We start from the raw sequence: 13,065 nt of genomic DNA on the forward strand, positions 1-13,065 counted from the left end.
TAATTAAGACTGATTATTATTTCCATTAGTAATTACTAGAGCAGCAGATTCCCAAGACTGGATCCCTCCCTTAAGAGAGTATACATTCTTAAAGCCCAGACTTTGTAATGACTGTGCTGCCAGTGCAGAGCGGCCACCACTTTTGCAGTAAAGATAAATTGGTGTAGATGATATGTCGTTTGGTTTAAGTTTTGGTTTAATTTGCGGATGATCAAATATTGAAAACTCGATCAATCCCCGAGGTATATTAATGGCGTTGGTGATAAAGCCATTGGCATATTCACTCGGTTCTCTCACATCAATAAGCAACTTTTTATTTTCGATTGCATCACTAATCGTTTGATTGTCGCATTCTGAAATTGATGCTTTAGCATCATTGACTAATTGAATAGGTGTTAACATAAGAAGCTCCGTATAAAAATAATTTATCAGGTGGTTATATATTTTATATTAGATATTGCTAATATAAAAGTATTGTTTTACAATCAATGATAATTAAATAAAGCCTATAAGGTTCGCAGCTTATGTCAAACCGATTAATTGCATTTTCTCTCTCAAAACCACTATTGGTTTACTGCCTTATATTGGTGATCACTTTAATCTCTGGCGTTATGATAGTAAATATCAAAGTTGATACTGATCCTGAAAATATGCTTTCTAGAGATGAACCTGCTAGAGTTTTTCATAATCAAGTTAAGCAGGATTTTTTATTAGAAGATTTAATCGTTGTTGGAGTAAAAGTTTCTCAGAAAAAAAATATATTTAATCAACAATCATTGGCGGATTTAAAGTCGCTAACTGATTTCGTTCAGACTATTGAAGGTGTAAAGATAAAAGATGTTAACTCTTTGTCTGCTATTGATAATATATCGCAAGAAGAGCCAGGAACAATTCGTTTCGAATGGATGATGAAACAGGCCCCAATTGATGAACTAGTAGCCCAAGAAATAGAAGTAAATGCTATGAGGTTGCCATTTGTTGTTAATAGTCTGGTTTCTCAAGATAAAAAGGCTGCAACTATTTATGTTCCAATATTAGATAAAAATGAGAGCTATAGAATCTCAAATGAAATATCTCAATTTGCTAAAAGTTTATCTAGTACGAATACCTATTATTTGACAGGGCTGCCTGTTGCCGAAGATACTTTTGGGGTTGAAATGTTTATACAAATGGGAATTTCTGCTCCATTAGCTGCTGCGGTTATTTATTTTTTGATGTTGTATTTTTTCCGCAGTGCTGTTTTGGTTTCTGCTCCAATGATAGTTGCAATGTCTACTGTAATTATTGTTATGGGGGTAATGATTGGTTTAGGGTATACCGTTCATATTATGAGTTCTATGATTCCAATATTCCTAATGCCTATTGCTGTTGTTGATTCAGTGCATTTAATGTCAGAGTTTGCTGATCGCTATAAGCCAGGGGAGAATGCTAAAGCGGTAATCAAAAAAGTGACAGAACATCTTTTTCAACCAATGCTTTTTACTTCAATTACTTCTGCGGTAGGGTTTTTCTCATTGGCATTAACGCCTATTCCTCCTGTTCAAATATTTGGTATTTTTGTAGGGACAGGGATTTTTATTGCTTTTATATCAACTATTCTTTTTATACCAGCCTACATTTCTCGAATGAGTGATAAGCAGCTATCTAATATGCAGCGCAAACTACATCAGAGCCAGAATGCTAAAAATCGATTGGCTGGTATTTTATCTACTTTAGGTAAAGGGAGTATTATTCGAAATAAGTTAATTATTCTTGTTACTTTAATTATTATTGGTGTGTCAATTATTGGAATTTATAAGATTCAAATTAATGATAATCCTGTTCGTTGGTTTAAACATGATCATCCTATAAGAGTTGCTGATAAAGTATTAAACCAGCACTTTGCTGGAACATATGATGCGCACCTTGTTTTTCGATTTAAAGATGAAGTTGAAACTATTAACCGATGGAAACAGAAAGTTACTCAACAAGTTCACAATGAAAATATTAATAGTACAATAAAAGAAAAACTATTAAATCGTTTAACCATTATTAGTAACCATGAGTCGCTGCAGTCTTTTAATTTATTACTGGATGATATAAGTTATGATGCAACTGACACTGAGGTTGTTTTTTTAGATAAACTAATCAAACATACTGATGAAACGATTCAAAGCCTAAGTGTATTTGTTCAACCAGAAAATTTAATCTATATCGAGTCATTACAAAACTACTTATCAAAAACAGGCTTGGTTGGTAAGTCAAACTCAGTGGTTGATCTAATTAAAACAGTCAACCGAGATTTATTAAGTAGTGAAGAAAAGGACTATAAAATTCCTGCCTCTTATGCCGCAGTATCACAGGCTTTATTACAGTTTCAATCATCACATAGGCCGCAAGATTTATGGCATTTTATTACGCCCGACTTTACACAATCATTAGTATGGTTACAAATGACTAGTGGAGATAATAAAGATATGTCTGCCGTTGTTAATTTAGTTGATACTTATATTAAAGAAAATCCTCTACCATCTAATATTGAAGTCAAGTGGGCAGGTAAAGCTTATATTAACTTGATTTGGCAAGAAAAGATGGTTGCTGGAATGTTTGATAGTTTGACTAGTGCTTTCTTTATCGTTTTTGCCATGATGGTCTTTTTATTCCGCTCCGTTTTTTGGGGGTTGCTCGCAATGCTTCCTTTGTCAATTACGATTGTTCTTATGTATGGAGTAATTGGTTGGAGTGGAAAGTATTATGATATGCCTATTGCTGTATTATCGGCATTAACATTAGGTTTGTCTGTTGATTTTGCTATTCACTTTATAGAAAGAACACGGGCTTATATAAAACAAAATAATAGTTGGGAAAAAACAGCAAAAATGATATTCCAAGAGCCTGCTAGAGCTATTTCTAGAAATGCCTTGGTTATTGCTTTTGGCTTTACTCCATTATTGCTGGCACCTTTAGTTCCTTATATTACTGTTGGTGCTTTTTTAGCAACAATTATGATTATTTCGGCATTAGTTACTCTGCTAGTATTGCCTGCTAGTATGGAACTATTTAAAAAGTATGTATTTAAATAAAAACATATTTACTATTTTACTCACTTATTTTAAAGGTTGATATCAATGAAAATTTTAATGAGTTTAACGCTAGTTGTTTTCAGCTTAATTGCAGGCGAGCTTAAGTCTAAGGATTCATTGAGTGCTGAAAAAATTGTAGAAAAAGCTCATTTAAGTGCTTATTACAATGGAGCAGATGGACGCAGCTTAGCTAGAATGAAGATTGTAGATGCGAATGGACGGACTCAACTTAGACAGTTTACTATTCTGCGTAAAGATATATCCGATGGTGCAGAACAAAAGTATTTGGTTGTTTTTTCTCGCCCATCTGCTGTTAAAGGTACAGTATTTATGGTACATAAAAAAATAAATACTGATGATGATGATCGTTGGCTATATCTTCCTGCTCTAGATTTAGTGAAGCGAATTTCTGCTGGAGATAAAAGAACGAGCTTTGTTGGGGCTCATTATTTTTATGAAGATGTTTCTGGGCGCTCTCCAAATGAAGATAAACATAAAATTGAAAAGGAAACAGAGCAGTATTATATATTGTCTCATTATCCTAAAAATCCTCAGAGTGTTGAGTTTAGTTGGTATCAAACCAAAATAGATAAGAAAACATTTTTACCAATGAGTATTGATTATTTTGGTGAAAATAAAAAAATTACTCGGCAGATTGAAACATTAGAAGTAAAAAATATTAATGGTTTTCCAACGGTTACTAAGGCAAAAGCTACTAATTTACTTGATGGTTCTTATACATTGATGGAGTTTAAGAAAATGGCTTATGATATTGGCTTGCCTGATGATTTATTTACAGAAAGATCTTTGAGAAACCCACCTAAAGACTGGATGAAAGAAAAGTAATGAAATTAAGTGTTTTTTTACTTATATTCAGTTTATCTAGGGTTATTTCTGCTGAAGAAGAGTGGAGTGACACAGAGTGGGATGATGACTGGGGAAGTGAACAGCCAATTCAGGTATCTCATAAAATTTCTTATGCTTACGCTCATTTATTAGATAAGAATTCTATAAATAAAGAAAATAGCGTTTTAAATGAGTTAAGGGCTGTCACAAAAATTAATTATGATGCTAGTCATTTTACAGTTAACTCTAAATTAGAAATTAATTTAGATCCATTAATTGATAAGTATCAATTAAACTTATATGAGCTTAGTGTTTTACTACCACTTGCCAATAGCTATGATGTGAAAATGGGAAGACAAGTTATCACTTGGGGCACTGGAGATTTGTTGTTTCTCAATGATCTTTTCCCAAAAGATTGGAAGTCATTTTTTAATGGTCGCAGTGATAATTATTTAAAACCCCCTGTTGACTCTGTCAGAGTTAGTCATTACGGTGAAAGCATCAATTTTGAATTTGCACTCATGCCTGAGTTTGAAGCGGATAATAGCTTGTCGGGTGAAAGGTACTCTTTCTATTTAAATCAGCAGATTATTCAACCAGAAACAGAGTTAAAGTTTATAGATAATCACAATTCAGAGTTAGCAGGGCGTTTGTTTGCTAATACAGATGGCGTAGAATGGGCTTTGTATTTTTATAGTGGTTATTTCAAATCTCCTTCAAAATTAACTTCGGATGGTTTAGCTTATAGCAAAATGCATTCAATAGGTGCAAGTATGAGGTTGCCGTTGATGAATGGGCTTTTTAATATAGAAACTGCTTATTATCATAGTGATGAAGATAATTCTGGTAATGACCCATGGGTTAATAATAGCCAAATTCGTTTGCTAGTGGGCTATGAAAGAGAGCTGGCAAGTGAGTTAACGCTAGCGACTCAGTTTTTTTTAGAAAAAACTTTAGACTATCAAAAACTGCGTGAAAATGTGCTAGCGGGTCAGGATTTACCGCATAAAAATAGAAGTATTATGACTTGGCGATTAACCGATTTATCATTACAACAAAAGCTGGTTAATTCATTGATGCTTTTTTATTCTCCAACTGATAAAGATTACTATTTACGGTATAGTAGTCGGTATCAATATAATGATGGTTTATCGTTAACCGCTGGAATTAATTGGTTGGATGGCCGTAATGAAAACTCATTTTTTGCTCAATTGCAAGATAACTCAAATATGTTCATGAGATTTGAGCTCAACTTTGAATAAAAGAGTGTTGATTAGTTTTATTGATAAAAAGAAAAATATTAATTGGCCTGTTAGTCAACACAGTAAAAGTCATGTAAGGTATTAATAATGCTCTTGGCTACTCCTTCTTTTAGTGAATAATAAATAGTTTGTGATTCTCGTCGTGTTGTTACTAAATCATCTTGCCTTAGCTTGGCTAAATGTTGTGATAGGGCAGACTGTGATAAGTCTATCATTTCATTCAATTGACTAACTGATAATTCTCCTTCAGATAAGATACATAAAATCATCAGACGATTCACATTGGCTAATGCCTTTAGTTGCCTCGTAGCGGCATTTGCATGTAGTCTTAAATCTTGGGGATCTCGCTGTCTGCAACCTTGAACTAGTTCAGTCGTTTGTTCCATATTATTTATATTACCCAGATTATTGTTTCACCAGTCACACAAATGTAATGGAATATATTAAAGCTGTCCAGTGGCTCAACAAAGTGTATATTTAGAATGTGTAACAGTTTTGAAATTTTATAAGAAAATGTATGACAAATTCTGTATAAATTGAAAAAATTGTTATAAAGTATACCAGCGCAGATCTAGCTTTATCATGGCAAACTTAATTACGCTATGGCGGTATTGCAGTTATCGGCAAATTGTGGAATGAATTTTTGGACTCCAGTGGACTGAGATAGCAATTCTTTGGCTGTATCAACACATTGACCACAACAATTTCCGACACCTAAATGATGCTTTATTTCTGACATTGTAGTTAAGCCGTTTTGCTGTGCCTGAATTATTTCACTGTCTGTTACAGCATTACATATACAAACGTACATAATACACCTCAATAACTAGATGCTAAAGATTATAGGAATCATTCGTATTTAAGTCAAATATTTAAAAGAATATTTTTGATTTAAATCAACTGAGGTAAGTTTTTAGCTCTTTTTTTGTTAAAATATTATTAATGTCAAATGGTTACGCTGAAAATAGAGGATAATATGAAAGGCGATAAAAAAATAGTTAGTCAGCTGAATGGTGTGCTAAAGCTGCTTTTGACTGGGATCAACCAATACTTCCTTCACTCGCGTATGAATGAAAATTGGGGGTTTGAGTCATTGAAAAAGAAAGATTATGCATACTCAATTGACTTAATGAAATCTTCAGATAAGTTAATCAAGAGAATTTTGTTTTTAGAAGGGCTCGCTAATCTCCAAGATTTAGGCAAATTGTATATTGGGGAAGATGTCGAGCAGTCATTGGCAGGGAATCTCAAGTTTGACAAAGAGTTACACGCTTGTTTGCTAGAAACAATCGATGCCTGCGAAAAATCGGGAGATTACATGAGTCGCGATTGTCTAGAGTCAATATTGCATGAAAATGAGGAGCAAATTGATTGGCTTGAAGCTCAAGAGTATCTCATTGCGAATACTGGACTTAAAAACTATCTTCAATCCGCTATGTAAAAATGGCCTGTTGTAAGCGCGTTTCAATATTAAATTTGCTAAGGACCAAATAATGAAGGGTAATCAAAAAGTTATCGAACAGTTGCAGAGTTTGTTAGAGTCTGAACTCAGTGCATTTGACCAATATTTTATTCATGCAAGAATGTACGCTGATTGGAATTTGAGTCAATTAGAAGAAAGAATTATGCATGAAGCAGAGGAAGAAAGAGAACATGCTCAGTTATTAATCGACCGAATGCTATTTTTGGAAGCTGTTCCTAATCTAAGTCAGCGCACGCCGTTGAAAATAGGCAGTAATGTACCTGAAATGCTGAAGAATGATTTAGATTATGAATATCATGTTGCTGATGCATTAAAAGTAGCTATTAAAGTGTGTGAAGAAGAGAAAGATTTTCAATCACGGGAAATATTATTAAAATTACTTGCAGATACAGAAGAAGATCACATGTATTGGCTGGAGCAGCAGTTAGGTTTGATTAATCGTATTGGATTAGAAAATTATATTCAAAGTAAAATGTAAAAAACTAATGAAGCGAGCAGGTTTTTAGTCTAAGTTAGCTCGCTTTTTCTTGCTTCTCGTTTTTTTATCCTTTCTTGCCAGGCATTTAATATATGAAAACGCCAAAAAAGCCTGATTCCAAGGTAGCCTATCGCGGCACAGATGACTGCACAAATTAAACTACCGAGTAACAGTGGTTGCCAGAATTGATTTAAGTTGTCAGCGAGCCATTGCCAACTTAGCTCAAATTGAAATTCGCTAGACTCTTGCCCAAGAGTCCAAACTCCAACTAAATAAGCAAAACCAAATAAAAAAGGCATTGTTATTGGGTTGGTAATCCAAACAAGTGCGACTGAAATGGCAATGTTCGCTCTAAAAAGAATGGCACCACCAGCTGCTAGTAGCATTTGGAAAGGTACAGGTATAAATGCACAGAATAGCCCAACAAAGAATGCATGACTAACAGAATACCGAGTTAAATGCCATAACTGAGGATCATGGATAACCTTACCAAATATACTGAGAAATTTATTATCTTTAATTGTATTTGGGTTGGGAAGATACTGCTTTATTAATTTTCGTGGCATGTTAAAGTAACGGCTGTAGGCTTCAATTGACTCCATGGAATGAATATTGTAGCGACAACTTTATAGGATTGTAAGTTTTTAGTTAAGTAATTTGCACTCAGTGCGATAGTTAGTGGCTTTGCAGGGATAGACTGTTGTTAAATCAGGGAATTGGATTTTTACTCGGCTCATTGAGCTTATTGATTATGGAAGGTTGTTTTCAAGCTTCTATCTTTCTTATTATTTCAATCATACTTGTTTTCATTAATTGGTTTTATAAGTATCCTAGGTTTTTTCTATGGTGTTTATATGGCTGTTTTTGGGTTAGCTTAAATGTCATTATCTGGCATATTTATTCCGGTCAATTAGTTAAAGAGCCTGAAGTTGCTCTAATAGAAGGCCGTGTCTGCAGTATTCCGGTTAAAGCCAATACAAGTCTACAATTCGATTTTTGTATTGACAAAATTAACACCAGAGAAGTCTCGCCTTTTCAAAAAAGTCGTTTTAAAGGCTATTGGGGAAAGTATGCTGTTAAAACCAGCACAGTCTTGCAAGCAGGACAGTATTGGCGTTTTGAAGCTAAGTTGAAACCTATACACGGGCGAGCAAATCCTGAAGGGTTTAATTATGAGCAGTGGTTAATTGCTAACAGTTATGCGGGGAGTCTTGCGGTTAAAAAGCAGGCCTTGCTATTAAATAAGCGATCGGTTGCTGCTTATTATCATTACTTCCGTCAAAATTTATTTAATCAACTTCAATCGGTTATAAATGAAACGCCTGCAAAGGCTATATTAATTGCTATTTTAATGGGGGAAAGAAGTGAAATTACCCATTCACAATGGGAGATATTTCAAGCTGCAGGTACATCTCATTTGTTGGCAATATCAGGGCTACACATTGGAATAGCCGCAATGTGGTGTTATTGGCTAACTTTATTGACATGGCGATGCTCCGCATCGCTTTGCTTATGGCTCCCTGCACAGAAAGCTGCTGAAGTTGCGTCATTGGTTGGGGCTATTGTTTTATTACTCCTTAGTGGGTTTGCATTACCTGCTTTACGAGCCTCTTTGATGTTATTGATTTATTTATTAAGTCGCTGGAGTGGTCGATATTTTACCTTAACCAGTATTCTTATGATAAGTTTAATAACAATTTTATTGATACAGCCATTTTCACTTTTATCAATTAGCTTTTGGCTTTCTTTTAGTGCTGTTGCTATCATTGCTCTAGGGTTAAGTCGGAGCATTATGGCTGAAAATAAGCTCATTAGTTGGTTTAAAATCAACACTTATCTTTACCTGTTTTTAATTCCTATTTCATGGTTTTTTTTCGACAAAGTTAGCTGGATATCAATAGTGGCTAATTTATTATTGATACCCTTGTACTCTTTTATTATCACTCCCATGATCTATTTAGCTGCTCTGTCACTTTTATTAGGGCAGCAAGTTGCAAAGTGGATGTTTATGATTGCAAGTGAGCTAACAGAAATCAGTTTACTCTTGCAAAGTTATTTTGCCCGTTGGAATGAAAGTATTGTGATGCCCGTTGCTAACTCACAGCATTTATATGCCGCTATTTTGGGGTTATCCGTTTTATGGATATTACCTAAAAGGCTAGTTTCTCAGGTATTAAGATTACCTTTGGTGGGGATTTTATTGCTCAGTAGTTTCAACTTTCAGCAAGCTTCGAGTAGTAAAGTGCTAGAAGTATGGGTGTTTGATATAGGACAAGGTTTAGCGGTATATCTGGAAACATCTGAGGGTAATTTATTGTTTGATACTGGTTGGGGGAGTCAGGAATATGCTATGGCGACTTCAAGCATTATTCCTTTTTTAAAGAAGAGAGGGGTTTCAGCCATTGATAAAGTCGTTATTAGTCATAATGATGCCGATCATCGGGGAGGGCTTGGTTCAATTCAAAAAGTATTTAAAACCACTCAACTTTTATCGGGGGAAATAACAAAAAAAGATAATACAATAAACTGTCATCAATCGAGCCCGTGGCGTTGGTCTGGGGTAGACTTTAAGTTTCTACCGCATTTATCTAAAAAGAACCTTTCTGGTAATAATGCATCTTGTGTTTTATCTGTAGCCGTTAATGATAAAAAGCTACTAATAACAGGAGATATTGAAAAAGCGGCTGAATTGAAACTTGTGTCAAATGGGTTATCTCGTCATCATATTGTTGTTGCTCCCCATCACGGTAGCAATACCAGCTCAACAGAGCCATTTATTATGGCAACTTTACCCGAACATACGATATTTTCTACCGGATATGATAATCAATGGAAATTACCTCGTTCGAATGTTATTCAAAGATATTTAAATCAAGGTGCTCGTATTTGGAATACCTCGGATGATGGTGCAATTTATATACAGTTTACGTATCAGAAATATAAAGTATCATCGTTCAGGCAGTCAAAAAGCCAGTTTTGGCAATAGATTTTGTTATGACTTTTACTATAACTAAGGACTAATTGATTAATTGCTCAGTTCAAGTTGCCAATTCTTGATATAATCCGTCGCAGAGTTACAATTCAACATTACTCTGCAATATGTAGATGTTGAATTATTATTTAGCTAATAACGATTAAAATAAGGAAAATTCAATTTATGATTGAACTATTTAAAGCAGGCGGTTGGGTTATGTATCCAATTGTTATCTGTTCAATAGTAGCGCTGGCTATTTGTGTCGAAAGAGGGTGGAGCTTAAGACGTGCTCGAATTACACCTAAACATTTGGTTGCTCAGGTGTGGAGTTGGATTAAAAACAACCAGCTTGATAAAAATAAACTGAAAACATTAAAAACAAGCTCTCCATTAGGAGAGATACTTGCCGCTGGATTGGTTAATCATGTTCATGGCAGGGAAACCATGAAAGAGAGTATTCAAGAAGCAGGACGTCATACCGTACTATCGCTGGAGCGATACTTGAATACATTGGGAACAATTGCTCAAATTACACCATTGCTAGGATTACTCGGCACAGTTATTGGTATGATTCGGGTGTTTACTGTTATTACTATACAGGGAACTGGAGATGCTAACGCATTAGCTGCTGGCATATCAGAAGCTTTAGTTACAACCGCTACCGGTTTGACTATTGCTATTCCTACATTAATTTTTCATCGTCATTTTGATCGCCGAGTTGATGAGTTAGTGACAGAAATGGAACAAGAAGCACTTAAGATGGTTGAGGTGCTACATGGTGAACGCGAAACTCTGAAAGGTTAAATTGTGTTACGAAGAAATAAAAAAAATGAAGTGGCCGTTAATTTAACGCCATTGATTGATGTTGTGTTTTTGTTATTGATCTTTTTTATGGTTTCAACCAGCTTTACTCGCGAGACTCAAATTAAATTAGAACTGCCAAAAGCTGATGTTGAAAAATTAAAAGCTGATCCTAAAATTATTGAAATCAGTATTGATAAAGAAGGACGAATGTTTGTGAATGGTAAGAGTTTAGTTAATGCTCAAGTGGAAACCCTCAAAAAAGCCATTATACCTATGCTAGCAGAGAACAAAAATATTCCTGTAGTGATTAGTGCTGATGCAAATGCAGCTTACCAATCGGTTGTTACTGCAATGGATGCTACTTCACAATTAGGCATTACCAATTTAAAAATGGCGACTCAGAGAAGTAAAGAATGAGTGTTAGCCGACAGAATGTTTCAACCAAAAAAACATACAAGCGCTTATTGTCTTATTTAAAAGATTATAAGTTAATGTTTTTTATTGCTTTTATTGGTAATTTAATTTACGGCTCAATGGAAGTTTTATTTGTTAAAGCATTACAGCCATTAACAGATAAGGGATTAGTGGCTGGCGATATTGAATTTATGAAAATGGTTCCGATTTATATACTTGGAATTGTTTTTATTCGAGGCGTTGCAGGCTTTATTTCGACTTACTGTATGGCATGGATTGGGCAGCACATTGTACAAAAAATGCGTCAGCAACTGATTGATAATTATACTCAATTACCAATTAGTTTTTTTGATAACAATAATTCTGGTCAGCTAGTTTCAAAAATTACTTTCAATACTCAGCAAGTTGCTGCTGCCAGTACTGACGCTTTAACTAAATTATTTCGTGAAGGCATAGTGATCATTGGCTCAATAAGCTTGTTGTTCTATACCAATTGGCAACTTGCTTCTATTTTTTTTATATCGATACCAATAATTGGTGGTATTGTTAATTTTGCAAGTAAACGTTTCAAAAAAATCAGCCAAAAGATTCAAACCGCTATGGGAGGTGTTACCCACACAGCGCAAGAAATAGTTGACGGGTATAAAGTAATTAAAACATTTGGTGGTGAAAAGTACGAGTCAGAACGTTTTAGAAAAGCGGCGAATACTAATCGCCGACAAATGATGAAAATGAATGTGACTAAAGCAATTAGTACGCCACTGATTCAGTTTATAGCCTCTTTTGCAATTGCATTAGTGATTTTTTATGCCGCACAGCTTTTAGCTACTAACCAACTTACGCCCGGTGAATTTATTTATATGCTTTCGGCAATGATGGCTCTTTTAAAACCATTAAAAGTGATTTCAAATTTAAATAATGTTATTCAACAAGGTATTACTGCTGCAGATAGTGTTTTTCAAATTATTGATACTGATAAAGAAAAAGATCTTGGCAAAAAAGAACTTAAGGAGCCACCTCAGCTTATTTCGTTTGATAAGGTAAGTTTTGGTTATAAAACAGCTAAATCGAAAATAATCAATCAACTTTCTTTTGATATAAAGCAAGGCGAGACCGTTGCATTAGTTGGGCCTTCTGGTAGTGGAAAATCAACTTTGGCAAATTTATTGTTAAGGTTTTATGAATTGAATGATGGTGAAATTCGTTTTGATAAAAATAATATTAAAAATTTCTCCTTAGATTCTTTAAGAAAAAAAGTCGCTTATGTCTCTCAACAGGTTGTTTTATATAATGATAGTGTGACTGCTAATATTGCTTATGCAGATGAAGTCGTTGATCAAGATAGGCTGATTGAAGCGGCTAAAAAAGCTCATGCCTATGAGTTTATTCAAGCAATGCCTAATGGCTTTGATACGGTAATCGGTGAAAATGGTTCAAGACTATCTGGTGGGCAAAGACAGAGATTAACGATTGCTAGAGCTATTTATAAAAATGCACCCATTATTATTTTAGATGAAGCAACATCGGCTTTAGATACAGAGTCAGAAAGACATATTCAAGAAGCATTAGAAGCATTAACCGAGAATAGAACGACTCTTGTTATTGCCCATCGTTTATCGACGATAGAAAGAGCCGATAACATCATTGTGATGGGAGAAGGCGGCATTCTTGAGCAAGGTACTCATAGCGAATTACTGCTAGCCGAAGGGCATTATGCAAAGCTTCATGCGACCGATAATTGA

13 protein-coding genes are annotated in these 13,065 nt (G+C 34.7%); 9 read left to right on the forward strand and 4 right to left on the reverse strand.

Going from position 1 to position 13,065, the window contains the following annotated elements; genetic code table 11:
• Nucleotides 1–3: 3 nt before the first annotated feature.
• Nucleotides 4–402 (reverse strand): rhodanese-like domain-containing protein, encoded by a 399-nt coding sequence (locus ACT5E3_RS10710; RefSeq protein ID WP_444998300.1) that lies wholly within the window; start codon nucleotides 400–402, stop codon nucleotides 4–6.
• A gap of 122 nt (nucleotides 403–524) precedes the next feature.
• On the opposite strand from ACT5E3_RS10710, the gene ACT5E3_RS10715 reads away from it, so the two are divergent.
• The 3 genes from ACT5E3_RS10715 to ACT5E3_RS10725 are packed head-to-tail and all read left to right on the forward strand — an operon-like array spanning nucleotide 525 to nucleotide 5,170.
• The gene (locus ACT5E3_RS10715; RefSeq protein ID WP_444998301.1) at nucleotides 525–3,062 is read left to right on the forward strand and encodes an efflux RND transporter permease subunit; all 2,538 of its coding nucleotides are present in this window, start codon (nucleotides 525–527) and stop codon (nucleotides 3,060–3,062) included.
• 45 nt (nucleotides 3,063–3,107) lie between these two features.
• On the forward strand, nucleotides 3,108–3,908 hold the full coding sequence (locus tag ACT5E3_RS10720) for an outer membrane lipoprotein-sorting protein (protein WP_444998302.1): 801 nt from the start codon (nucleotides 3,108–3,110) through the stop codon (nucleotides 3,906–3,908).
• Nucleotides 3,908–5,170 carry a hypothetical protein gene (locus tag ACT5E3_RS10725; RefSeq protein ID WP_444998303.1) on the forward strand — a complete coding sequence of 421 codons (1,263 nt, stop codon included), beginning with the start codon at nucleotides 3,908–3,910 and terminating at the stop codon, nucleotides 5,168–5,170. The genes ACT5E3_RS10720 and ACT5E3_RS10725 overlap by 1 nt, the downstream gene beginning before the upstream one ends.
• Before the next feature lie 50 nt (nucleotides 5,171–5,220).
• On the opposite strand, the gene ACT5E3_RS10730 is transcribed toward ACT5E3_RS10725, so the two are convergent.
• Both ACT5E3_RS10730 and ACT5E3_RS10735 read right to left on the reverse strand, forming a co-directional pair.
• Nucleotides 5,221–5,556: an ArsR/SmtB family transcription factor gene (locus tag ACT5E3_RS10730; protein ID WP_444998304.1), complete on the reverse strand. Its 336-nt coding sequence runs from the start codon at nucleotides 5,554–5,556 to the stop codon at nucleotides 5,221–5,223.
• Nucleotides 5,557–5,765: 209 nt separating this feature from the next.
• Nucleotides 5,766–5,981 carry a (2Fe-2S)-binding protein gene (locus tag ACT5E3_RS10735; protein ID WP_444998305.1) on the reverse strand — a complete coding sequence of 72 codons (216 nt, stop codon included), beginning with the start codon at nucleotides 5,979–5,981 and terminating at the stop codon, nucleotides 5,766–5,768.
• A gap of 165 nt (nucleotides 5,982–6,146) precedes the next feature.
• Here ACT5E3_RS10735 and bfr (ACT5E3_RS10740) point away from each other — a divergent pair, with 165 nt between their 5' ends.
• The gene (bfr, locus tag ACT5E3_RS10740; RefSeq protein ID WP_444998306.1) at nucleotides 6,147–6,611 is read left to right on the forward strand and encodes a bacterioferritin; all 465 of its coding nucleotides are present in this window, start codon (nucleotides 6,147–6,149) and stop codon (nucleotides 6,609–6,611) included.
• A 52-nt stretch (nucleotides 6,612–6,663) separates the two neighbouring features.
• Nucleotides 6,664–7,131: a bacterioferritin gene (bfr, locus tag ACT5E3_RS10745; protein ID WP_444998307.1), complete on the forward strand. Its 468-nt coding sequence runs from the start codon at nucleotides 6,664–6,666 to the stop codon at nucleotides 7,129–7,131.
• 29 nt (nucleotides 7,132–7,160) lie between these two features.
• On the opposite strand, the gene ACT5E3_RS10750 is transcribed toward bfr (ACT5E3_RS10745), so the two are convergent.
• Complete coding sequence (locus ACT5E3_RS10750; protein ID WP_444998308.1) at nucleotides 7,161–7,697, reverse strand: DUF2062 domain-containing protein; 537 nt, start codon at nucleotides 7,695–7,697, stop codon at nucleotides 7,161–7,163.
• 134 nt (nucleotides 7,698–7,831) lie between these two features.
• Here ACT5E3_RS10750 and ACT5E3_RS10755 point away from each other — a divergent pair, with 134 nt between their 5' ends.
• The 4 genes from ACT5E3_RS10755 to msbA all read left to right on the forward strand — a co-directional run bounded on the left by ACT5E3_RS10755 (nucleotide 7,832) and on the right by msbA (nucleotide 13,065).
• On the forward strand, nucleotides 7,832–10,117 hold the full coding sequence (locus ACT5E3_RS10755) for a DNA internalization-related competence protein ComEC/Rec2 (protein ID WP_444998309.1): 2,286 nt from the start codon (nucleotides 7,832–7,834) through the stop codon (nucleotides 10,115–10,117).
• Nucleotides 10,118–10,288: 171 nt separating this feature from the next.
• Nucleotides 10,289–10,909 carry a MotA/TolQ/ExbB proton channel family protein gene (locus ACT5E3_RS10760; RefSeq protein WP_444998310.1) on the forward strand — a complete coding sequence of 207 codons (621 nt, stop codon included), beginning with the start codon at nucleotides 10,289–10,291 and terminating at the stop codon, nucleotides 10,907–10,909.
• Between the two features lie 3 nt (nucleotides 10,910–10,912).
• Nucleotides 10,913–11,326, forward strand: coding sequence for an ExbD/TolR family protein (locus tag ACT5E3_RS10765; protein WP_444998311.1), 414 nt, complete (start codon nucleotides 10,913–10,915; stop codon nucleotides 11,324–11,326).
• Entirely contained in the window at nucleotides 11,323–13,065 is a 1,743-nt protein-coding gene (msbA, locus tag ACT5E3_RS10770; protein ID WP_444998312.1) for a lipid A export permease/ATP-binding protein MsbA, read from the forward strand. The genes ACT5E3_RS10765 and msbA overlap by 4 nt, the downstream gene beginning before the upstream one ends.

Source organism: Aliikangiella litoralis (assembly GCF_052495765.1).